Below are 22,110 nucleotides of genomic sequence, written 5' to 3'. Positions count from 1 at the left end.
CCCGCATCACCACCGGATACGACCGATCAGGTGAGCGGGGGAGTGTCGGCCGGAACATCGCCTCACTATCGCACCGGCGGCACCTGTAGGACAGCGGAACCCGTTCCGGCGTGGCGCGGTTCGGTCTCCATGGCGGACGATCCCCACAGCATCGGCGACATTCTGGACGGACTGGACGAGCTGGCCGGGGAACAGGATCGCGTGTCGCTGGGCGATGCGGTGGAGGCGTTCGGCAACCGGTCGTACGGCCCGTTCCTGCTGGTGCCGGCGCTGATCGAGATGTCGCCGATCGGCGGCATCCCCGGCCTGCCGACGGTGCTGGCGGCGATCATCGCGCTGTTCGCGGTACAGATCGTGCTGGGCCGCGATCACCTCTGGCTGCCCGGTTTCCTCGCGCGGCGGAGCGCCAGGGCGGACACGGTCCGCAAGGCGACGCAGACGCTGCGTGGCGCGGCGCACCATGCCGATCGCTGGTTCCACGGGCGACTGCCGGCACTGACGCGAGGGCCGTTCGTGCGGGTGGCGGGCGTGTGCTGCATCGTGCTGGCGGCGACGGTGCCGCCGCTGGAGCTGCTGCCGTTCGCCAGCACCGCGCCGATGGCGGCGATCGCGGCGTTCGGACTGGCGTTGCTGGTGCGTGACGGGGCACTGATGATCGCCGCGATGATGCTGGCGAGTGTCGCCGTCGCCGTCGGCGCGGGACTGATCGGATCGAAGACCTGACCGGCGTGGCGCTTCAGCGGCGGGCGTAGAGACTGGTTGCGGCAGGCTGCGATGGCGGCATACCCACCGGCATCCCGCGCCAGTCGTTCATCAACCGTTCGATTGCGCGGCCCTCGTTGTCGAGGTGGGCGCGGATGCCGGCGATCAGAGCCAGCATCGCCGCGCGCCGATCCGGCTCCCCGACGGGGACGGTGCCGCCGATCCCGCTGAAACGCAGGACATAGTCGTCGAAACGGGCAGCGGCCCTGTCGCAGTTGACCATCATGTCGGCGGCCGACCGCCGTTCGTCGGTGTCACCCTGCGCGATGGCCGGGCAGAACACCTCCGCATGCTTGAACAGGCGATAGGAGCGCAGCAGCCGCGCCAGATCCCAATGGGCGCGGGCGAGGGCCGGACCGCCATCGGACCCCGCGACGCTCACCACCGCTTCCGCGGCGGTTAACTGGTTCGATAGGCCCTGCCGATGCTCGTGCAGCAGATGAAGTGCGCGGGTCGTGTCCATGATCCCGGTTTTACGAGCAAACGCTTACCCATCCGTTACGAATCCAAAATGGGTTTCACTCGTAATGATTGATTTATGTGTCATTTCGCGGCTTTTCGAAGGGCCAGTCGGACGAGCGCATCGAGGCTGGCACCCGCGCCCAGTTCCTCGTCCGCCGCAGCGACGGCTGTGCTGGCCTCGGCGGGCCGGAAACCCAGGTTGAGCAGTGCCGACACCGCATCCGCCGCCGCGCCCGCGGGGGCCACCATTCCCGGCGCGGCACCGGTTCCCGCCGGAAATGCGCCGACGCGGTCCTTCAACTCACGCACGATGCGCTCCGCCAGCTTCGGACCGACGCCGTTGGCGCGCGCGACCATCGCCTTGTCCTGCGCGCCGACCGCACGGGCGAGATCGACCGGTTCCAGCGTCGACAGGATCGCCAGTGCCACGCGCGAGCCGACTCCCTGCACGCCCGTCAGCAGACGAAACCAATCCCGTTCGGATGCACTCGCGAAGCCGACGAGGCGGATCGAATCCTCCGATACCAGCATCTCGGTAAACACCGTGGCCGCCTCCCCGACCGGGCCGATCGCCGCCAGCGTGCGCGAGGATGCGCCGACCAGATAGCCGATGCCGCCGACGTCGATGACGGCATGGTCGATGCCGGTGGACTCCAGCCGTCCCTTGAGATGCGCAATCATGGCCGCGAGGCGTAGTGCAAGGGCACGGGGAACGAAAGCGGTACCGTGTCAGCCGTGGGCGAGCGATCCGAGATAGGCGGGATCGAACTCGCCCAGGATCGCCAGCCGGTCGAAATCGACGATCGTGATCGTGCCGTCATCACGGTCGATCAGACGTTCCTGGACCAGCGCCTGCAGCACGCGGTTGACGTGGACCGGCGTCAGTCCCGTCGCATCCGCCAGTTGCGCCTGCGTCAGCGGCAATCCGGATCGGGCATCCGGATCGGCCGCCGCGACCCGCAGGGCGCTTTCGCACAGCAGATGCGCGATACGGGTCCGTGCGCCCCGCCGGCCGACGTTGAGGATCCATTCGCGGAACACGGACGCATCGGCCAGCGTATCGAGCCACAGCGCATGCGCGATGGCGGCGTGCCGATCGATCAGGTCGAGGATCGCCGACCGGGGGAGGAACGCGACGCGGCACGGCGTCAGCGTGCGGATGTCGTGATCGGCTACACCCCTCATCAGGCCGTGCAGATCAAGCAGGTCGCCGCACACGTGCAGCGACAGGATCTGGCGCTTGCCCTCCCCCGTGACCTTGGACCGCGACGCGAAACCGGACAGCAGCGCGCAGCAGCGGTCCACCGGACCGCCATCGGCGACGATGGCCACGCCCGCATCGAGCATCACGCTATCCTGCGCCAGCGACAGGATCGCCGCCCGGTCGTCCTCCCCGAGGGGGCCGGACCGTGTCAGTTTCCGGACGATGGGCATGAGGACGGGTTCGCCTGCCGGCATCGGGATATTCCTTTGTCTCACGTATCGCCGACCGGATACCGATCATGTTCACGCGCCAGAATACTTGGTCGGAAAGCGAACATTTTAGCGTGGCAGCATTATCCACAGCAAGGCGGTGCCGCGCTTCCGGTGTTAGGCCAGGCGCGCGTCCGCTCGCATCATCCGGGGTGTGGACGCCCGGAAGACAGGCGCTTCCGGCCGGACGACGGGGGTGGAACGATGCCCGATCTGGATCAGGCGACGATCGGCAACCGGTTGCTGGCGATGATGGCGGCGGAGGACTTCGCGCGACTGGTGCCTTCGCTGGAGCGCATGATGCTGCCGGTCCGCCATGTCATGGGCGACAAGGACGAGGTGATGGACCACGTCTATTTCCCGCAGACGGCGGTCGCGTCGCTGCTGGCGGTATCGCCGGACGGGAACCGGGTGGAGGCCGGCCTCTTCGGCGCGGAAGGGATGTCGGGACTTCCCGTCCTGTTGGCGGGCGGACGATCGCCGCACGACTCGCTGATCCAGGTCGAGGGGGATGCGCTGCGGATGCCCGCCGGTGCGTTCGCCGATGCCGCATGGGCCAGTCCGACGCTGATGGCGCTGATGCTCCGCTATGCGCAGGCGTCGGCGGTGCAGGTGGCGCATACCGCGCTCAGCAATGCGTTGCACACGATCAACGAGCGGCTCGCGCGGTGGATTCTGATGTGCCACGACCGGGTGCCGACCGACGGCATCGCGCTGACGCATGAGTTCATGGCGCTGATGCTGGGCACGCGGCGATCGAGCGTGACGCTGGCGTTGCAGACGCTGGAGGGGAGCGGGCTGATCCGGTCGCTGCGCGGGCAGGTCGTGATGCGCGACCGGCCGGCGCTGGAGGAGTTTGCGGGCGATGCCTATGGCGCGCCGGAGGCGGAGTATGAACGCCTGATCGGGCCGATGCCGCGCCCGCGCACCTACCGCGGATAGCGTTCCGCGAAATCGTCGTCGGACATGACGAGATAGCGGATCATGTCGATCAGCGCCCACGGGCCGGTGACGAGCAGGCCGACCAGCGTGCAGGTCAGCACCAGCATCGCGATGCCGGAGCCGGTTCGGCCGAGATAGAAGCGGTGGATGCCGAGCGTGCCGAACAGGAACGCGATGATCGCCGCGACATATTTGTTGCGATCGGTGCGGGGACGGGCCGGCGGCGACGGCACGGCCACCGCCTGCGTCGCGGTGGGCAGCGGGAAGATGCTCAGCGCGCGGGTGTCGGCGGTCTCGAAATCGACATAGGCGCCGATCGCCGGCTCGCCGCGATCCGCCCAATCGTCCGGGCCGAAGGTGTAGCGGCGGCCATCATCGCCCGCGACCTGCCCCGCCCCAGTCCGCGCATCGACACCAAGTACCTGTCCTCGCATCAATTCCCTCCCTGTCGCAGCGGCATTTCCGACATCCGTTGCCGGGTTGCAAGTATTCAGGCGGTGATGCGGGAACGCCGCGCCATGCCCTCCGCACTGGCGAGATGGTGCGCGTGCGTGATCGCCACCGCCAGCGCGTCGGCGGCGTCGGGTCCGGCCAGCTTCGCGCCGGGCAGCAGGACGGCCATCATCGCCTGGATCTGCTTCTTCTCCGCACCGCCGGTGCCGACGACCGCCTTCTTGACGGTGGAGGGATGATATTCGCCGATATGCAGCCCCGCGGCGGCAGCGGCGAGCAGCACGACGCCGCGCGCCTGCCCCAGCTTCAGCGTCGATTGCGCATTGGTGTTGCCCAGCACCTCCTCCACCGCCGCGCCGTCCGGCCGCTCGGTGCGGATGACGTCGACCAGTGCCGAGTAGAGCAGCGACAGGCGGCGGGGCAAAGCCATCGACGGATCGGTGCGGATCTGCCCGTTGGCGACGTGGCTGAGCCGGTTGCCATCGGCCCGGATGACGCCCCAGCCGGTCGTGCCGAGGCCGGGGTCGAGGCCGAGGATGATCATCGGCCCGTGTGCTCGCCAGCCGTGATGCCCGCGAAATGTGCGGCCTCACCCTTCCCAGAGGGAGAGGGAGGGAGGAGCGAAGCGACGGAAGGATGAGGACGATCCCGCCGCTCGCCCGAACCTCTCCGTGCCGGAGAGGGGGCGTGGCTCAACCCAGCTTCTCCATGACCTCGTCGGAGACTTCGTAATTGCCCCAGACGGTCTGGACGTCGTCGTCGTCGTCCAGCGTGTCGATCAGCTTGAACAGCGTCGCCGCGTCGCCCTCGTCGACGCCGACCATCGTCTGCGGGCGCCATGCCAGCTTCGCGCCTTCGGGTTCGCCCAGCACCGGCTCCAGCGCCTTGGCGACCTCGTGCAGGTCGCCCTGCGCGGTCCAGATCTCGTGGCCGTCGTCGGTGGAGGTCACGTCCTCCGCACCCGCCTCCAGCGCCGCCTCGAAGACCTTCTCGGCATCGCCCACGGATGCCGGATAGTTGATGAGGCCGACGCGGTCGAAGGCGTGGCTGACCGATCCGGACGCGCCGAGATTGCCGCCGTTCTTCGCCACCGCCGTCCGCACGTTGGTCGCGGTGCGGTTGCGGTTGTCGGTCAGCGCCTCGATGATGAGCGACACGCCGCCCGGGCCGAACCCCTCGTAGCGGATTTCCTCATACGCCTCCATGTCGCCGCGCGACGCCTTGTCGATCGACCGCTGGATATTGTCCTTGGGCATCGACTGCGCCTTGGCGGCGTTCACCGCCGCGCGCAGGCGCGGGTTCATGTCGGGATCGGGCAGGCCCATCTTGGCCGCCACGGTGATCTCGCGACTGAGCTTGGAGAACATGCCGGACCGTTTCTTGTCCTGCGCGCCCTTGCGGTGCATGATATTCTTGAACTTGGAATGGCCTGCCATCGGTCCGCCTCTTGGAAGATGGCAGCGTCCTTAGACCCGACAAAGGGCTTTCGCCAATCGTCCCCTTCCGGCAAACGGCACCGCGATGACGGTAAGCGTGGATATGGGCACCGACGAGCGCGGCTCGGCGGTGGCGATGGACCTTGAGGAACTGCTCGCCACCCGGTTGCTGGTGCAGGGCAATTCCGGATCGGGAAAATCGTACCTGCTGCGCCGCCTGCTGGAGCGGTCCGCCGGGCAGGTGCAGCAGGTGGTGATCGATCCGGAGGGCGATTTCGTCACCCTCGCCGGCCCCTACGGGCATGTCGTGATCGAGGCGGCGGATTATTCGGTGGCGGAGGTGGCCCGCTTCGCATCGCGCATCCGCGAACACCGCGCCTCGGTGGTATTGAGTCTCGAAGGGCTGGAGGCGGAGGGCCAGATGCGCTGCGCCGCGGCGTTCCTGTCGGCGCTGTTCGATGCCCCGCGCGAACACTGGTATCCGGCGCTGGTCGTGGTCGACGAGGCGCAATTGTTCGCCCCGACGACCGGCGGCGAGGTCACGGAGGAGGTGCGCCGCGCCTCGCTGTCGGCAATGACCAACCTGATGTGCCGGGGCCGCAAGCGCGGGCTGGCGGGGGTGATCGCCACGCAGCGACTCGCCAAGCTGGCGAAGAACGTCGCCGCCGAGGCGTCGAACTTCCTGATGGGCCGCACCTTCCTCGATATCGACATGGCGCGCGCCGCCGACCTGCTGGGGATGGAGCGGCGACAGGCGGAGGCGATCCGCGACCTGCCGCGTGGCACCTTCATGGCGCTGGGGCCAGCGGTGTCGCGGCGGCCGATCACCGTCAGGATCGGCACCGTCGAGACGTCCGCGCGCTCGGGCAGCCCCAAGCTGACACCGTTGCCGGCGGCGAAGCCGTTCGATCTGGTCGACATGCTGGCAGAGCGGGTGGTCGACGCGCCGATGCTGCCGATGGCGTTCGAATCGCGACCGCGGCTGGTACCGGCGGAGGAACTGGCGGCGGATATCGGCCGCCCTGCCCCGGCCCCCCTCGCGCCCGTGCCCGACAAGGACGAGGCGGAGGTCGAGGCAATCTATGCGGAGGCACTGCGTGCGATCGTCGCCGATGCGGATGCGGCGTTCCGGTCGCCATCGACGCTGTTTCAGGATTTCCAGGTGCGGTGCCGGATGGCGGGGCTGGCGCGGCCGCCGCTGGACCTGCCGGGCTTCACCCGGCGGCTGAGTTGCGCGCGGGCCGGTATCTTCGACGTGGCGGCGGAGGAGTGGCAGGACGCACTGGCGCTGGCGGGCACGTTGCCCGACGACATGATGGGTGCCTTCCTGCTCGTCGCCCGGGCGGCGAAGGAGGGACGACCCTGTCCCTCCGATTCGGAACTCGCGACGACCTATGGGACGAGCTCGCTGGGACGGGTGCGGCGGCTGATCGGTTATATCGAAAGTCGCGAACTGTTCGTCACGCGCGTCGATCTGTCCGGCAAGCGGTCGATCACCATCCCGCGCCTCGGTTGGACGACGGAGTCGGCGGACGCGGCCTGATCCAGGTTATTTTATTCGGAAAAACGAGTTTGGTTCTACATTGTTTACTCCCGCTGCGTATCAGCAGCGGCGGGAGGATAACTTCATGCGCGTGACGATCACCGCCAGCCAGTTGCGGCTTGGTATGTATATCTGTGCGATCGACACGTCGTGGTGGGAACATCCCTTCTGGCGGAGCAGCTTCCTGCTGCGACGGCAGGCCGATCTCGACAAGATCGTCGCCAGCGATTTCCAACGGATCGAAATCGACACCGAGCGCGGCCTGTCACCGACGCCGGACGCCCGCCCGGCCGAAAGCGCGCCCGACGATTCGTTCGTCGCGGAGATGACTCCGCCGCCGGGCGAACCGGTCGACGAGCCGATCGCCGCTCCCCCCCGCCCCCGTCCTCCGGTCCGCCGCCGCGAGGATGCCGCCACCCGTGCCGCGGAGACGGTGCAGAAGTCGAAGCTGGCGGTCCGCCGCATGTTCGGGGAAGCACGGCTGGGCCAGGCGGTGAAGCCGGCCGACGTCGCACCGCTGGTCGACGAGATCGCGGCGTCCGTCGCGCGCGATCCCGGCGCGATCATCTCGGTCTGCCGGCTGAAGAACAAGGACGAATATACCTATCTCCATTCGGTCGCCGTGTGCGCGCTGATGATAAACCTCGGCCGGCACCTGCGGCTGGACGAGCGCGAGATCCGCGACATCGGCATGGCCGGGCTGCTGCACGACATCGGCAAGATGGCGATGCCCAACGGGCTGCTCGACAAGCCGGGAAAGCTGGACGACACGGAGACGCGGATCATCCGCACGCATCCGGAAGAGGGCATCCGCCTGCTGGGCGGCGACGGCGACGATCTGTTGCCGATCGCGCGCGACGTGTGCCTGCATCATCACGAGCGGGTGGACGGCACCGGCTATCCGTTCGGGCTGACCGCCGATCAGTTGAGCGTCCATGCACGGATGGGCGCGGTGTGCGACGTGTACGACGCGGTCACCAGCAACCGCAGCTACAAGCCGGCCTGGTCGCCGTCCGACGCCCTGTCCAAAATGATGACGTGGGAGGGGCATTTCGACCCGAATGTGCTGTCCGCGTTCGTCGGCAGCATCGGCATCTATCCGATCGGCACGCTGGTGCAGATGGCCGACAGCCAGCTCGGCATCGTCATCGCCGCCAATGCCGACGAACCGACGCTGCCGTGCATCCGGCGGTTCTATGCGGTGCCGGACTCGCGCTTCCTGTCGCTGCGCGATGCCGTCGCGAAGCCGGCGCCGCACGGCGACGCGATCCTGCGGCCGGAAGACGGCGACCGCTGGTTCGGCCGCGACTGGCCGATGATCGCGGCGCGCGTGCTGGCGAACGAGCCGGTGACGGGACAGCTATTCGGCGGCGCGATCCCGTTGATCGGCGTGCGCGCCGCCTGACGCTGGCGAACTTCATCCTCCCTCCAGGGGGAGGATGTAACGGTTCAGATCATGCCCAGCGCCTGCATGTAGACTTCGAGGATCGCCTCCTCCTCCTGATATTCTTCCTTCTTCTTCTTGCGGATCGACAGGATCTTGCGGATTGCCTTGGGATCGTAGCCACGGCCCTTCGCCTCGGCCATCACGTCCTTGATGTCGTCGGCGATGCCCTTCTTTTCCTCTTCGAGACGCTCCGCGCGCTCGATCAGGAGCCGCAGCTCGTCCGCCGCGACGTGCCCGCCGCCCATGCCTTCGTTACGCTCTTCGGCCATAGTCCCACCCCGCCCGCGCCCGTGCGCGGCCTTTTGCTGATTCGATGAAAGGATGCCGGATCACCGGCAGGGGGGCGCGTCTAGGCGTTTACCTTTACCGGCTCAAGCCCGGCCCGGCTGTAGCCTGACCCGGCCTCAGCCCCGACCGGGTTCGGTTATCGCGGGCGGGTCGCTGGCCGGAAAGCTTTCGTCCAGTGCTTCGTCGAGCGCCGCCTCGGCGTCGGCCGGGTCCGCCGGAGCATTGCGGGCGACGCTGTCCTTCATGCGGGCGAGCTGTTCGGGCGTGGCGTCGCCCTGATGCTTCGCCTTCCAGTCGGCATAGGGCATGCCGTAGATCGCCTGGCGCGCGACATCCCGGTCGAGGCCGCCCGCCTCCTGCGTCCAGTCCGCGAGGCAGTTGCGGCAGAATCCCGCCAAGCCCATCAGGTCGACGTTCTGCGCGTCCGTCCGATGCCGCAAATGGCGCACGAGCCGCCGATATACCGCGGCGGCGGTGGCGTCGTCGACGCTGTCAAGCGGGTCCATTCGTATGCTCCGTGGTTGATCGAGGTATAATAGGCTTTAGGAGGTGGCACCGCATCCCCCCAGCCGCACCTGATGAAAGCCATCCCATGACCCAGGCCCACGCCCCCACGGAGATCGCCCCCCGGACGCGCAAGGTCCGCGTGCTCGCGACGCTCGGCCCCGCCAGCAACACGCCGGAGATGATCGCCACCCTGTTCCAGGCGGGAGCCGACGCGTTCCGCGTGAACATGAGCCACGGCGACCAGCAGTCGAAGATCGCGGTGATCGAGGCGATCCGCGGTCTGGAGAAGCAGTTCGGGCGTCCGACGACGATCCTCGCCGATCTTCAGGGACCCAAGCTGCGCGTCGGCCGCTTCGCGGAGGGGCGCGTCGAACTGGTGACCGGCGCCGTCTTCACGCTCGACCGTTCGCCGGAGCCGGGCGACGCCACGCGCGTCGAATTGCCGCACAAGGAGATTTTCGCGGCGATCGAGCCGGGTGCGCGCCTGTTGCTGGACGACGGCAAGCTGGTGCTGCGCGTCACCGATCACGACGAGACGAAGATCGTCACGACGATCGAGGTCGGCGGCATGCTGTCCAACAACAAGGGGCTGAACGTGCCCGACGTGGTCGTGCCGATGGCGGCGCTGACCGAAAAGGATCGCAGCGATCTGGCGTTCGCGGTCGAGCAGGGCGTCGACTGGATCGCGCTGTCGTTCGTGCAGCGGCCCGAGGACCTGATGGAGGCCCGCCGCCTGATCGGCGGCAAGGCGGCGTTGCTCGCGAAGATCGAGAAGCCGGCGGCGATCGAGCGGCTGGAGGAGATCGTCGAGCAGTGCGATGGCGTGATGGTCGCGCGCGGCGATCTGGGCGTCGAACTGCCGCCCGAGCAGGTACCGCCGCTGCAGAAGCGCATCGTCGAGGTGTCGCGCCGGATGGGGCGGCCGGTCGTGGTGGCGACGCAGATGCTGGAATCGATGATCCAGTCGCCATCGCCCACCCGCGCCGAAGTGTCGGACGTCGCGACGGCGATCTACGACGGCGCGGATGCGATCATGCTGTCGGCAGAAAGCGCGGCGGGCGCTTGGCCGATCGAATCGGTGACGATGATGAACGCGATCGGCAATGCGGTGGAGCGCGATCCGGGTCATGGTGACCGTGTCCACTTCACCGTCATGAAGCCCGACCCGACGACCGCCGACGCGCTGGCGGAGGCGGCGAAGAACATCGCGCGCACGGTGTCGGCGACGGCGATCATCTGTTTCACCTCGTCCGGATCGACCGCGCGCCGGATCGCGCGCGAGCGCCCTTCGGTGCCGATCCTGGTCCTGACGCCGCAGCTGGAGACGGCACGGCGGCTGGGACTGCTTTGGGGGACGCACGCCGTCCACACCCGCGATGTCGAATCGTTCGAGGAGATGGTCGCCAAGTCGAAGCGCATGGCGCTGCGCCACGGCATCGCCAAGGCGGGCGAGCAGGTCGTCGTCATGGCCGGCGTGCCGTTCCGCACGCCGGGATCAACCAACGTCATCCATGTGACGCGGATCGTCGGGGACGAATTGAAGAATTACGATTGATCTGAAATCCTCCCCGTGAACGGGGAGGATTTCAGATGCACGCGGTGCAATCATCCTGACGCAACATGCGTTTGCCCTCGGGGCCGCGCGCCCTCACCTCCGGCAGGATGACCGCTACCGTGCTATCCGCCCCCGTCCGGCGCACCCCCGCCGTCGGCCTCGTCCATCTTGCGCTGGCGCTGGGCGGGTTCGCGATCGGGACGACCGAATTCGCGACGATGAGCCTGTTGCCGCTGATGGCGCGCGACCTGCATATCGACGAACCGACCGCGGGGCACGTCATCAGCGCCTATGCGCTGGGCGTCGTCGTCGGTGCACCGACGCTGGCGGTGCTGGGCGCGAAATGGCCCAAGCGGACGATGCTGATCGCGTTGATGGCCGTGTTCGCGATCGCCAACGGGCTGTCGGCACTGGCGCCAAGCTATGGATCGATGCTGGTGTTCCGCTTCCTGAGCGGCCTGCCCCACGGCGCATATTTCGGGATCGCGTCGCTGGTCGCGGCGTCGCTGGTGCCGGCCGAGCGACGGACGCGCGCCGTCGGGCGCGTGATGCTGGGGCTGACCGTCGCGACCGTGGCGGGCGTGCCGTTGGCCAATGCGCTGGGCCAGTGGATCGGGTGGCGGTGGGGTTTCGGCGTGGTGGCGGTGCTGGCGGCGGCGACGGCGGTTTCGGTGGCGATCATGGCCCCGCGCGACACGGTTGAGCCCGGCGCGAACGCGATGCGGGAACTGGGTGCGCTGAAGAAACGGCAGGTGTGGCTGACGCTGGCGACCGGCGCGGTCGGGTTCGGCGGCATGTTCGCGGTCTACACCTATCTCGCCTCGACGCTGGCGGCGGTGACCGGCGGCGGCCCCGCCGCACTCGCGCTGGTGCTGGTGGCGTTCGGCAGCGGCATGACCGCGGGCAACCTGTTCATACCGCGCTTCGCCGACCGTGCGCTGATGCCGACCGCGGGCGTGTTGCTGCTGTGGTCGGCGGCGATGCTGGCGCTGTTCCCGCTCGCCGCGCACGACCTGACGTGGCTGACGCTGGACGTGTTCGCGATCGGGGTCGGCGGGGCGCTCGGCACCGTCCTCCAGACGCGGCTGATGGATGTCGCCGGCGAGGCGCAGACGCTGGCCGCCGCGCTCAATCACTCGGCGTTCAACACCGCCAATGCGCTGGGGCCGTTTCTGGCGGGACTGGTGCTGGCGGCGGGCTATGGCTGGACGTCGACCGGCATCGTCGGCTGTGCGCTGGCGCTGGGCGGGCTGCTGATCTGGGCGATATCGTGGAAGGTCGGCGACCGGTAAAAGACTGTTGCTCCGATGCGAGGGGGCACCGATAACCTCTCCCGAAGCGGGAGAGGCGACGTGACTACCAAGGACAGGATCGGCTGGGGCGCGCTGGCGCTGCTGGGGGCGACCGCGCTGGGTGTCGTCGCCACCGTGCGCGGCGAGAGCGTCAACGCGCTGTGGATCGTCACCGCGGCGCTCTGCACCTACCTGATCGCCTATCGATTCTATGCCCGCTTCATCGCCACGAAGGTGCTCGGCATCGATCCCTCGCGCCCGACGCCGGCGGTGCGCCGCGCCGACGGGCTGGATTACGTCGCGACCGACCGGCGCGTGCTGTTCGGCCACCATTTCGCGGCGATCGCGGGCGCGGGGCCGCTGGTCGGGCCGGTGCTGGCGGCGCAGATGGGCTATCTGCCGGGCGTGTTGTGGATCCTCGTCGGCGTCGTGCTGGCGGGGGCGGTACAGGATTTCTGCATCCTGTTCGTGTCGATGCGCCGCGACGGTCGCTCGCTGGGCGAACTGGTCCGCGCCGAGATGGGGCAGGTGGCGGGGACGGTCGCGCTGGTGGGCGCGTTCGCGATCATGGTCATCATCCTCGCGGTGCTGGCGCTGATCGTCGTCCGCGCGCTGGCGGAAAGCCCGTGGGGGCTGTTCACCGTGGCGGCGACGATCCCGCTCGCGCTGCTGATGGGCTGCTACACCCGCTGGCTGCGGCCGGGACGCATCGGCGAGGTGTCGGTGCTGGGCATCGTCGGGCTGCTCGCCGCGATCGTGCTGGGCGGACAGGTGGCGCAATCGTCGCTCGCGCCGTGGTTCACGCTGACGCCGGTGCAGCTCTGCTTCGGCCTGATCGCCTACGGTGCGGTCGCGGCGCTGCTGCCGGTGTGGCTGCTGCTCGCGCCGCGCGATTATCTGTCGACCTTCCTGAAGATCGGCGCGATCGTCGCGCTGGCGCTGGGCATCGCGATCATGGCCCCGCCGCTGCGGATGCCGGCGCTGACGCAGTTCACGAATGGCGGCGGACCGGTCTGGGCGGGCACGCTGTTCCCGTTCCTGTTCATCACGATCGCCTGTGGTGCGGTCAGCGGCTTCCACGCGCTGATCGCGAGCGGCACCACCCCGAAACTGATCGCGAGCGAGGGCGACGCGCCGTTCATCGGATATGGCGCGATGCTGGCGGAGAGCTTCGTCGCGATCATGGCGCTGGTTGGCGCGTCGATCCTCGACCCCGGCCTGTATTTCGCGATGAACAGCCCCGCCGCAATCGTCGGCACCAGCCCGGAAAGCGCCGCCGCCGCCGTGACCGCGATGGGTTTCCCGATCACCCCCGCCGCCCTCGCACAGGCGGCACGCGACGTCGGCGAGGCGACGGTCATCAGCCGCACCGGCGGCGCGCCGACGCTGGCGGTGGCGATGGCGGAGATCTTCAGCCACATCCTCGGCGGATCGGCGATGAAGGCGTTCTGGTACCATTTCGCCATATTGTTCGAGGCGCTGTTCATCCTGACCGCGGTCGATGCCGGCACCCGCGCGGGGCGGTTCATGTTGCAGGACCTGCTCGGGCTGGCGGTGCCGCGCTTTCGCGAGGGGGTGGGTTGGGGGCCGGGGCTGGTCGCGACCTTCCTGTGCGTCGGCGCGTGGGGGTTCTTCCTCTATCAGGGCGTCACCGATCCGCTGGGCGGCGTGAATACGCTGTGGCCTCTGTTCGGGATCGCCAACCAGATGCTCGCGGCCGTCGCGCTGATCCTCGCGACGGTGGTGCTGTTCCGGATGAAACGCGACCGTTACGCCTGGGTCACGGCGGCCCCGGCGGCGTGGCTGGTATTGTGCACCGGCACGGCGGGTTTCCAGAAGGTTTTCCATCCCGATCCCGCGATCGGCTTCCTCGCCCATGCGGCGAAGTTCTCCGCCGCCGCCGCGGAGGGACGCGTGCTGGCCCCCGCCAAATCGCTGGCGGAGATGAGCCGCGTCGTGCTGAACGATCGCATCGACGCCGGGCTGTGCGCGCTGTTCCTCGCCGTCGTGGCGACGATGCTGGTGTTCGGCATCCGCGCCTGCCTCGCCGCGCGGCGAGTCGATCGGCCGACCGTCCGGGAAATTCCGGCGCACGGGGCCGCGGCATGACGCTGATCGCGCTGCTGGCGGAAACCGCGCGGGCGATGGTCGGAATGCCGTCCTACGCCGCCTATCGACGGCATATGGCGGAACGGCACCCGGAAACCGCCCCGATGGACGAGGTCGCGTTCTTCCGGGATCGCCAGCAGGCGCGTTACGGCGGCAAGGGCGGCGGACGCTGTTGCTGATATCGCACGGCATCACGCATCGGGCGCGTAAAGCCGTTGCGGCACCGCTGCGTAAGTGCGATGTTTCAGCATCATGCTGCTGCATCCGCCAGGAACACCCCGCAATGCGCTGACGATGCGTCTGGCGCGTTATGTCGACCTCACCGGGCATGAGCGCGACGCACTGGCCGCGCTGATCGAAAGCGAGCGGCGACTGAGCGCCGGGCAGCTGTTGCAGGAACAGGGCGGCCCCGTCGACGGGCTGTTCGTGGTGCAGCAGGGCTGGCTCCACTCGTCGAAGCGGCTGGCGACCGGCGGGCGGCAGATCCTGCGATTCCATTATTCCGGCGACCTGATCGGCACGTCGTCGATCGCGTGGTCGGTCGCCGCGGCGTCGCTGACGGCGGTCAGCGACTGTATCGTCGCGGTCGTGCCGAAGGCCAATCTGGGCCGGCTGTTCGCCGCGCATCCGCGGATCGGCGGGCTGCTCTATGCGGTCGCCTGCGCGGAAAAGGTCGCGATGGCGGACCGGCTGACGACGATCGGCCGGATGAACGCGCTGCAGCGGCTGACGATGCTGCTGCTCGACGTGCTGGCGCGGCTGCGTGTCACCGCCGGGGGCGTCGTCGACACGATCGACCTGCCGCTGACGCAGACCGATCTCGGCGATGCGCTGGGCCTGACCAAGGTCCACGTCAACCGCACGTTCCGCGCGCTGGAGGCCAAGGCGATGATCCGCCGGGACGGCCGGCGCGTGACGATGCTGGACGAGGCGGGGATGATCGCCGCGACCGGCTTCGTCGACCGCTACCGCGAAGTCGCGACCGAGTGGCTGCCCAACGCCTGAAGTTCCGTCATTGCGGGCGCAGGAACGCCGCGTGCGGCTTCATCGCCGCGGCTTCGCGGGCATTGTGGTCCGCCAGCATCCGCATGAAGCCCGCAAGGTCGGCATCCGGCAGCGTCTCCGCCAGCGGGTGCCATGCAGCGGGGGCGATCCCCTGCCCCGCCAGCACCTGTAGCCAGCCGGGTTCGGTGAACAGCTCGTCATGCTCGCGAACGATGTGACCACGGGCGCGCCAGAGGTCGATCTTCGCCGCCAGCGTGTCAGGAAGCGTCATGTCGCGGCAGGTCTGCCAGAACGGCTCCGGCCGCTCGGTCGCATGATAGTGGAGGATGACCATGTCGCGGATACGCTCGATCTCGAAGTCGGTCTGGCGATTATGTTCGACGCGCTCGGCCGCGATGACCGTGCGGCCGGGAAACAGCTTGAGCAGGCGCGCGATCGCGGACTGGATCAGGTGGATGCTGGTCGATTCCAGCGGTTCGAGGAAGCCGCTCGACAGGCCGATCGCAACGACATTGGCCTCGCGCGTGCGGATGCGACGACCGGTCGTGAAGGACAGCGGGCGGGGATCGCCCAGCGCCGGCGTGTCGAGCCCGGCGAGCAGCGTCGCGGCGGCCTCGTCGTCGCTGGTATGCGCGCTGCAATAGACATGACCGTTGCCGGTGCGGTGGCGCAGCGGGATACGCCATTGCCAGCCCGCCTTATGCGCGGTCGAGCGGGTGTAGGGAACCGGCTCCGGCGTCGGTTCGCTCGGCACCGCGAGCGCACGGTCGCAGGGCAACCAGTGGCTCCACGTCTCGTAGCCGACGCCCAGCGTCTCGCCGATCAGCAGGGCGCGGAAACCGGTGCAGTCGACGAACAGGTCGCCGTCGATGCGGCGATCCCCCTCCAGCCGCAGTGCGCCGATGTCGCCGGTGTCGGCACGCTCGACCGACAGGATGCGGCCCTCGATCCGCTCGACGCCGCGCGCCTCGGCATAATCGCGCAGGAACCGCGCATAGAGCGTGGCGTCGAAATGATAGGCATAGGGGACGGGCGGCAAATTGGGCGCGGTGATCGACGGCCCGCGGTGCATGCGGCCCGCGCGCGCAGCGACGTCGTTCAGGGCATAGTCGCCGAGCGGAGCCGCCACTCCGGCTGCGTTGGCGCGAGCCCAGTAATGATGGAACGGCACGACGCCGATATCGCGACCCACGGTGCCGAACGCGTGCATGTAGCGGTGGCCGCGGCGGAGCCAGTCGACGAATTCGATACCGAGCTTGAACGTGCCGCCCGTCGCGGCGAGGAACGCGTCCTCGTCGATGCCGAGACCGTGGTTGAACAGGCGGATCTGCGGGATCGTCGCCTCCCCGACGCCGACCGTGCCGATCGCGTCGGATTCGATCAGCCTGACGCGCGTCGCAGGCCCGGCGAACCGCGCCAGCGCGGCGGCGGTCATCCACCCCGCGGTGCCGCCGCCCGCGATCGTGACGGTGAAGGGCGCGCTCATGCCGCGCTCAGGAAGGTGTTGACGGTCAGCCGCCCTATTCGTGGATCGGGCGAGAGCGACAGGTCAGCGGGCAGATCGGCGCAGTGGAGCGTGTTGCTGCGATAGAGGATCGCGCGGTTGAAGCGGCCTTGGTGGCGCGCGATACAGGCGAACAGCGGCGTATCGCCGTCGATATACGCGGCATCCGGCAACCCGTGCTCGCGCACGTCGAGTTGCAGCGCGGAGGCGTAGGACGGGTAGCGCGAACGATCGACGCTCTCGTAGCCGGTCGATCGCTGGCGAAAGAAGGCGGTGCCGCCCCGCTCGTTGGGTGACAGATAGTGGAGCAGCGCCAGCCGGTCCTCGCCGACGCCGTCGATATGCGGCAGCCGCTGGATCGGCGCGAGCGCCGATGGGGCCGTGGTGACGATGGAGTAATAGGCTTCGACCACCGACAGCGCGCCTGTGCCGAAGGTTTCGCTCGCGAGCGGCTCCAGCGCGGCGAGCAGATCGGCGATCAACGGGGCCGGGACCGTGGCGCGGACGCCGGGATAATAGGGGCCGATCGGCGCGAACTCGCGCGCGGCGGCGTCGGCGACGAAGACGGCGGGATCGGGCGCGAAACCGTCGAGGATCAGGACAGGCGACCGCTCCTCGCCCTGATGCACGACATTGGGGGTCCAGTGGTTCACGATGCGGAGGGTAGCGGGTCGTGCGCGCGGCGTCTCCAAAATCCTCCTCGCGAGCGGGGAGGATTTGGGACGGTCAATCCGCCGCGATCGGCCCCTGCGGCGGCGACGCGCGGCGGGTGAACCAGACGACGACGACCATGACGACGCACAGCCACGCCGACAGCCGGAACAGGTCCGTCGACGCTAGCAGATACGCCTGCCCGACCATCTGCCGCGTCACGACCGCGGCGGACTGAACGTCGGTCAGGCCCATCTTCCCCAGCGCACCGGACGCCATCCGGTACGGCATGTTGGTGCCGACCGCATCGGAAAGCCGGCTCTGGTGCAGCGCCTCGCGCCGGTCCCACGCCGTCGTGATGAGCGAGGCGGCGAAGCTGCCCGCGGTGATTCGCGCGAAGTTGGAGATTCCGGTCGCCGACGGCAGGCGTTCGGGCGGGATACGATCGAGCGAGATCGTCAGCATCGCGAGGAAGAACGTGCTCATCGCGATCCCCTGCACCAGCAGCGGCAGCATCAGGTCGCGGAAGCTGGCCCCCGTCGTATATCCGGAGCGCAGGTAATAGGAGAGGCCGAACGCCGCGAAGGCGATCGTCGCCATGATCCGCGCATCGATCCGCCCGCTGAACTTGGCGACGAACGGCGTCAGCAGCACCGCGACCGCGCCCGACGGTGCGGCGACGAGGCCGGCCCAGGTCGCCGTGTAACCGAGCTGCGTCTGCAACCACAGCGGCAGCAGCAGCGTGTTGGCGAAGAACACCGCATAGCCGAGGCAGAAGGCGATGGTGCCGATCGCGAAGTTGCGGCTCTTGAACAGCGACAGGTTCACCGCCGGGTTGGCGTCGGTCAGTTCCCAGATCAGCCAGAAGACGAAGCCGATCGCGGCGACGACGGTCGCAACGACGATCCGTTCGGACGCGAACCAGTCGTCGTTCTTGCCGAGGTCGAGCACGATCTGGAGCGCGCCGACCCAGATGACCAGCGCCACCAGCCCGACCTGGTCGATCGGCAGCTTGCGCGTCGGCGTCTCCCGCGATTTCAGACCTTTCCAGCACGTCGCCGCGCAGAACAGGCCGAACGGCACGTTGATGAGGAAGATCCAGCTCCAGTGATAATTGTCGCTGATATACCCGCCCAGGATCGGCCCCATGATCGGCGCGACCAGCGTCGTGATCGACCAGATGCCAAGCGCGGTGCCGCGCTTGTCGGGCGGGAAGATCGCGATCAGCAGCGCCTGGCTGCCGGGGATCATCGGCCCCGACACCGCCCCCTGAAGGATACGGAAACCGATCAGCGAGGGCAGGTTCCACGCGATCCCGCACAGGAACGACGCGATCGTGAACAGAAACACCGACGTGCAGAATGTCCGCACCACGCCGAACCGGCCCATCAGCCAGCCGGTCAGCGGCACCGCGACGCCGTTGGCGACCGCGAAGGCCGTGACGATCCACGTCGAATTGTCGCTCGACACGCCGAGATTGCCCGCGATCGTCGGCAGCGACACGTTGGCGATCGTGCCGTCCAGCACCTGCATGAACGTGCCGAGCGCCAGCGCGAAGGCGACCAGCGCCAGCTTCCCCCCTTGCAGGGGCGGTGCGCCACCGGCGGCGGGAGGGCCGGCCATCAGCGGTTGGCCGCGACGATCTGGCGGATGCGTGCCTCGACCGCGGGGTCGTTGGCGGCGGTGTCCAGCCCCTTATAGGAAGCGCGCGCCGGCTGGCCGATGCGCGTCCCCGACGTGTTCGCCGTATCCACCGTCGCCGCCACCGACAGGCCGACGCGCAACGGGTTCGCCTTCAGTTCGCGCTGGTCGAGGGCGATGCGGACGGGCACGCGCTGCGTGATCTTGATCCAGTTGCCGCTGGCGTTCTGCGCCGGCAGCAGCGCGAAGGCGTTGCCGCTGCCCGCCCCCAGACCGATCACGCGGCCGTGATAGACGACGTCGTCGCCGTACATGTCCGAATGGATCGTCGCGGGCTGGCCGATGCGCAGGTCCTTGAGCTGCGTCTCGCGGAAATTGGCGTCGACCCACACGCGGTCGAGCGGCACGACCGCCATCAGCGGCGTCCCCGCCGCGACCTGCTGGCCGATCTGCACCGTGCGCTGCGCGACGACGCCGTCGATCGGCGCGGTGACGTGCATGTGCCCGCGCACGATCGCGGCGCGGCGATAGGCGGCAATCGCGGCGAGGACGGCGGGGTTGGTGTCGACCGTCGTCCCCTGCACGCCGGTCCGCGACTGTTGCTGGCGCGTGCGGGCGAGCGCGAGATTCGCGGTCGCGACGCGGACCTCGTCGGCGGCGTGGCTGAGTTCCTCGCCCGACACGGCCCCCTCGGCGGCGGCCCCGCGACGACGGGCGTAATCGCTCTGCGCGCGCGCCAGTTGCGCCTGCGCCTGCACGACCTCCGCACCCGCCGAGTCGACCTTCGAGAAGTCCGACCGCGTCGCGCGGACGGCGCGGGCGAGATCGGCTTCGGCGGAGGCGAGGCCGACATCGGCGGTCGCGGCGTCGAGATCGATCAGCGGCTGCCCGGCCTTCACCATCTGCGTGTTGTCGGCATGGATCGACAGCACCGTGCCGGGATCGCGCGCGGTGATCGCGACGATATCGCCGGCGACATAGGCGTCGTCTGTCTCCTGCTCCGGTGCGGCGAGCAGGAAGTGGAACACCGCCCAGACGATCGCGCCGATGACGACGACGAGGCCGAGCAGCATCAGGCCGCGACGCCGCGCGCGCGGATTGCCGCTGGCGGGCGGTGCCGAGGGGGCAGGAGCGGGAGCCGGCGCGGCGGGAGCCTCCGGCGCGGGAGCGGTCGTGTCGGTCATCGGGTCGTGTCCTGTGAGAAGCCGCCGCCGAGCGCGAGGACCAGCGCGACGCGCGCCTGCGCCGCATCCACCGCGAGGTTGGCATCGTCCTGCGCGGCGGCGAGCTGGCGGACGTCGTTGTCGATCAGGCCGAGCCGGCTTTCGAGGCCGCTCGACACGCGTATGGCGTTGAGGCGGCCCGTCTCCGCAAAGCCGCGCACGACCTCGCGCTGGCGGGCGCGGTCCTGCTCCAGCGCGCCGATGCGGGCGATGGCATCCGCCGCCTGCCGCACCGATCCGACGACGCGGTCGTTGTAATCGGCGGTGGCGAGGTCGACCGCCGCCGTCGCGCCCGCCAGATCGGCACGCAACCGGCCATTGTCGAAGATCGGCAGGTGGATCGCCGGCCCGACCGCGGCATTGCCCGCATCGGGGGAAAACAGATTGCCGAGGCCGATCGCCTGCAGCCCGGCCGCGGCGGAGATGTTGATGTTCGGGTAAAAAGCGCGGCGCGCGACCTGACGCCCTGCCGCCGCCGCCTCGACCCGCGCCTGCGCCGCGGCGATGTCGGCCCGGCGCGACAGCAGGTCGGCGGGTACCGTCGCTGGCAGCGGCAGGGCGGCGTCGAGCGTCAGGCGGGTCGGCGCGATCGTCTGCGGGTAATCGACGCCGCGGCCAGCCAGCGCGGCGAGCGCATTCTTCGCCAGCACCTGCGCCGCTTGCGCGCGGACCAAAGCCTGCCGCGCCTGCGCCAGCAGCGTCGCCGCCCCCTGCGCATCGAGGTTGCTCGCCAGCCGGTTGCGGATGCGGACGTCGATCAGCCGGGCCGAGCGCGAGCGGGTGGCGATCGTGTCGCTCGCGATCCGCGCCTGTGCTTCGGCGCGGGCGAGATCGAGATAGGTCTGGACCACCGACCCGGCGAGCGCGAGCCGCGCCGCCTCCAGATCGAGTGCCGCCGCCCGGCCCGTGGCGCGCGCGCCGGCGATCGCCGCCTGCTGCCGCCCGAACAGGTCCAGGTTCCAGTTGAGATTGGCGAGCGCGGTGCCGACGAACCGGACCGAGCCGCCGAAGGGCGGCGGGATGATGTACTTGCCGCTCAGCCGGCTGACCTGCCCCTGCCCGTCGAAGGTCAGGTCCGGCCCGTCCTCCGCCCGGCGTTGCGACAGCACCGCCTGCGCCTGCGCGACGCGGGCAAGCGCGGCGGCGAGCGTCGGGTTGCCGCCGGTCGCGTCGGCGACGACCCGGTCGAGCTGCGGGTCGCCGAAGCCGTGCCACCAGTCGCCCGCGATCAACGGCGCGGGTGCGCCGGTCAGGCCGAGCGCGGCGGGTGCGACCGGCGTCACCGCCTGCTGCGTCGCGGGCACGGTGCACCCGGCCAGCAGCGCGGCGGCGAGCGGCATAAGGCGGGACACGCGCATCATGCCGACACCGTCACCAGCGTGTCGCGCAGCTTCTGCAACAGGGCGATCATCGTCTCCACCTCCTGCGGCTCCCAGTCCGCCAGCCATTCGTTCCAGCACGCCAGCACCTGTCGCTTGCATCGGAGCGCCACCGCCTCGCCTTCCGCGGTCAGCGCGAGATTGATGCAGCGGCGATCCTCGGCGGTGCGTTCGCGCGTGATCCAGCCGCGCTGTTCCATCGCATCGACCAGCCGCGTCATCGCACCCTTGTCATGGCCCAGATCGCGCGCGAGTTCGGCGGCGGTGTTGCCGCGCCCGTACCAGATCGCGACCAGCGCCTGCCACTGCATCGCTGTCAGCCCCTCGGCCGCGAAAATGCCCTCGATCCGCACGCCACCCAGTTGGTGCACGCGGCGGACGAGATAGCCGATCGAGCAGTCGGGCGTGAAATCCGAGTCGGTGTAGAAGCCCATATAA

Annotated in this window: 23 protein-coding genes; 9 read left to right on the top strand and 14 right to left on the bottom strand. The window is 69.1% G+C overall.

Going from position 1 to position 22,110, the window contains the following annotated elements:
* Positions 1-129: 129 nt before the first annotated feature.
* A complete protein-coding gene (locus ASG07_RS00660; RefSeq protein WP_055840796.1) occupies positions 130-723 on the top strand; it encodes an exopolysaccharide biosynthesis protein in 594 nt (197 codons plus the stop codon).
* Between the two features lie 13 nt (positions 724-736).
* Here the strand turns inward: ASG07_RS00660 and ASG07_RS00655 are convergent, their stop codons facing one another.
* The 3 genes from ASG07_RS00655 to ASG07_RS00645 all read right to left on the bottom strand — a co-directional run bounded on the left by ASG07_RS00655 (position 737) and on the right by ASG07_RS00645 (position 2,658).
* The gene (locus tag ASG07_RS00655) at positions 737-1,225 is read right to left on the bottom strand and encodes a hypothetical protein (RefSeq protein ID WP_055840794.1); all 489 of its coding nucleotides are present in this window, start codon (positions 1,223-1,225) and stop codon (positions 737-739) included.
* A gap of 80 nt (positions 1,226-1,305) precedes the next feature.
* Complete coding sequence (ruvA, locus tag ASG07_RS00650) at positions 1,306-1,905, bottom strand: Holliday junction branch migration protein RuvA (protein WP_055840791.1); 600 nt, start codon at positions 1,903-1,905, stop codon at positions 1,306-1,308.
* Between the two features lie 48 nt (positions 1,906-1,953).
* Positions 1,954-2,658, bottom strand: coding sequence for a Crp/Fnr family transcriptional regulator (locus tag ASG07_RS00645; RefSeq protein WP_168377283.1), 705 nt, complete (start codon positions 2,656-2,658; stop codon positions 1,954-1,956).
* 243 nt (positions 2,659-2,901) lie between these two features.
* Here ASG07_RS00645 and ASG07_RS00640 point away from each other — a divergent pair, with 243 nt between their 5' ends.
* Complete coding sequence (locus ASG07_RS00640) at positions 2,902-3,639, top strand: Crp/Fnr family transcriptional regulator (RefSeq protein ID WP_055840786.1); 738 nt, start codon at positions 2,902-2,904, stop codon at positions 3,637-3,639.
* On the opposite strand, the gene ASG07_RS00635 is transcribed toward ASG07_RS00640, so the two are convergent.
* From ASG07_RS00635 to ASG07_RS00625, 3 genes are all read right to left on the bottom strand, one after another.
* Complete coding sequence (locus tag ASG07_RS00635; RefSeq protein ID WP_055840783.1) at positions 3,627-4,073, bottom strand: TM2 domain-containing protein; 447 nt, start codon at positions 4,071-4,073, stop codon at positions 3,627-3,629. The genes ASG07_RS00640 and ASG07_RS00635 overlap by 13 nt on opposite strands.
* Positions 4,074-4,129: 56 nt before the next feature.
* The gene (ruvC, locus tag ASG07_RS00630) at positions 4,130-4,636 is read right to left on the bottom strand and encodes a crossover junction endodeoxyribonuclease RuvC (RefSeq protein ID WP_055840780.1); all 507 of its coding nucleotides are present in this window, start codon (positions 4,634-4,636) and stop codon (positions 4,130-4,132) included.
* Between the two features lie 148 nt (positions 4,637-4,784).
* Complete coding sequence (locus tag ASG07_RS00625; protein WP_055840777.1) at positions 4,785-5,528, bottom strand: YebC/PmpR family DNA-binding transcriptional regulator; 744 nt, start codon at positions 5,526-5,528, stop codon at positions 4,785-4,787.
* An 85-nt stretch (positions 5,529-5,613) separates the two neighbouring features.
* Between ASG07_RS00625 and ASG07_RS00620 the strand changes: the two genes are divergently transcribed.
* On the top strand, positions 5,614-7,071 hold the full coding sequence (locus ASG07_RS00620) for an ATP-binding protein (RefSeq protein ID WP_055840775.1): 1,458 nt from the start codon (positions 5,614-5,616) through the stop codon (positions 7,069-7,071).
* Positions 7,072-7,156: 85 nt separating this feature from the next.
* Positions 7,157-8,476: an HD-GYP domain-containing protein gene (locus ASG07_RS00615; protein ID WP_055840772.1), complete on the top strand. Its 1,320-nt coding sequence runs from the start codon at positions 7,157-7,159 to the stop codon at positions 8,474-8,476.
* Between the two features lie 44 nt (positions 8,477-8,520).
* Here the strand turns inward: ASG07_RS00615 and ASG07_RS00610 are convergent, their stop codons facing one another.
* Both ASG07_RS00610 and ASG07_RS00605 read right to left on the bottom strand, forming a co-directional pair.
* Positions 8,521-8,787 carry a DUF2312 domain-containing protein gene (locus ASG07_RS00610; protein ID WP_055840769.1) on the bottom strand — a complete coding sequence of 89 codons (267 nt, stop codon included), beginning with the start codon at positions 8,785-8,787 and terminating at the stop codon, positions 8,521-8,523.
* 135 nt (positions 8,788-8,922) lie between these two features.
* Complete coding sequence (locus tag ASG07_RS00605; protein WP_055840766.1) at positions 8,923-9,312, bottom strand: DUF1244 domain-containing protein; 390 nt, start codon at positions 9,310-9,312, stop codon at positions 8,923-8,925.
* 86 nt (positions 9,313-9,398) lie between these two features.
* Between ASG07_RS00605 and pyk the strand changes: the two genes are divergently transcribed.
* From pyk to ASG07_RS00580, 5 genes are all read left to right on the top strand, one after another.
* Positions 9,399-10,868 carry a pyruvate kinase gene (gene pyk, locus ASG07_RS00600; protein WP_055840763.1) on the top strand — a complete coding sequence of 490 codons (1,470 nt, stop codon included), beginning with the start codon at positions 9,399-9,401 and terminating at the stop codon, positions 10,866-10,868.
* Positions 10,869-10,975: 107 nt separating this feature from the next.
* Positions 10,976-12,160 (top strand): MFS transporter, encoded by a 1,185-nt coding sequence (locus tag ASG07_RS00595; RefSeq protein ID WP_055840760.1) that lies wholly within the window; start codon positions 10,976-10,978, stop codon positions 12,158-12,160.
* 60 nt (positions 12,161-12,220) lie between these two features.
* Positions 12,221-14,269: a carbon starvation CstA family protein gene (locus ASG07_RS00590; protein WP_236694463.1), complete on the top strand. Its 2,049-nt coding sequence runs from the start codon at positions 12,221-12,223 to the stop codon at positions 14,267-14,269.
* The gene (locus tag ASG07_RS00585) at positions 14,266-14,448 is read left to right on the top strand and encodes a YbdD/YjiX family protein (protein ID WP_055840757.1); all 183 of its coding nucleotides are present in this window, start codon (positions 14,266-14,268) and stop codon (positions 14,446-14,448) included. The genes ASG07_RS00590 and ASG07_RS00585 overlap by 4 nt, the downstream gene beginning before the upstream one ends.
* A gap of 73 nt (positions 14,449-14,521) precedes the next feature.
* Positions 14,522-15,274 carry a Crp/Fnr family transcriptional regulator gene (locus ASG07_RS00580; protein ID WP_082474394.1) on the top strand — a complete coding sequence of 251 codons (753 nt, stop codon included), beginning with the start codon at positions 14,522-14,524 and terminating at the stop codon, positions 15,272-15,274.
* A 7-nt stretch (positions 15,275-15,281) separates the two neighbouring features.
* Here the strand turns inward: ASG07_RS00580 and ASG07_RS00575 are convergent, their stop codons facing one another.
* The 6 genes from ASG07_RS00575 to ASG07_RS00550 form a co-directional block, all read right to left on the bottom strand.
* Positions 15,282-16,760, bottom strand: coding sequence for a tryptophan halogenase family protein (locus ASG07_RS00575; RefSeq protein ID WP_055840753.1), 1,479 nt, complete (start codon positions 16,758-16,760; stop codon positions 15,282-15,284).
* Positions 16,757-17,431: a DUF6445 family protein gene (locus tag ASG07_RS00570; protein WP_055842690.1), complete on the bottom strand. Its 675-nt coding sequence runs from the start codon at positions 17,429-17,431 to the stop codon at positions 16,757-16,759. The genes ASG07_RS00575 and ASG07_RS00570 overlap by 4 nt, the downstream gene beginning before the upstream one ends.
* A gap of 73 nt (positions 17,432-17,504) precedes the next feature.
* Positions 17,505-19,052 carry a DHA2 family efflux MFS transporter permease subunit gene (locus ASG07_RS00565; RefSeq protein ID WP_055840750.1) on the bottom strand — a complete coding sequence of 516 codons (1,548 nt, stop codon included), beginning with the start codon at positions 19,050-19,052 and terminating at the stop codon, positions 17,505-17,507.
* On the bottom strand, positions 19,052-20,254 hold the full coding sequence (locus tag ASG07_RS00560) for an efflux RND transporter periplasmic adaptor subunit (protein WP_055840747.1): 1,203 nt from the start codon (positions 20,252-20,254) through the stop codon (positions 19,052-19,054). Before ASG07_RS00560 ends, ASG07_RS00565 begins: the two co-directional genes overlap by 1 nt.
* On the bottom strand, positions 20,251-21,654 hold the full coding sequence (locus ASG07_RS00555; RefSeq protein ID WP_156361676.1) for an efflux transporter outer membrane subunit: 1,404 nt from the start codon (positions 21,652-21,654) through the stop codon (positions 20,251-20,253). Before ASG07_RS00555 ends, ASG07_RS00560 begins: the two co-directional genes overlap by 4 nt.
* A complete protein-coding gene (locus ASG07_RS00550) occupies positions 21,651-22,106 on the bottom strand; it encodes a MarR family winged helix-turn-helix transcriptional regulator (RefSeq protein WP_055840744.1) in 456 nt (151 codons plus the stop codon). Before ASG07_RS00550 ends, ASG07_RS00555 begins: the two co-directional genes overlap by 4 nt.
* Positions 22,107-22,110 lie beyond the last annotated feature (4 nt).

This window comes from Sphingomonas sp. Leaf343 (assembly GCF_001423765.1).
In the GTDB taxonomy this organism is placed as follows: Bacteria; Pseudomonadota; Alphaproteobacteria; order Sphingomonadales; family Sphingomonadaceae; genus Sphingomonas.
Note: the sequence above shows the minus strand (reverse complement) of the source record. Positions and strands in the feature narration are given on the sequence as shown.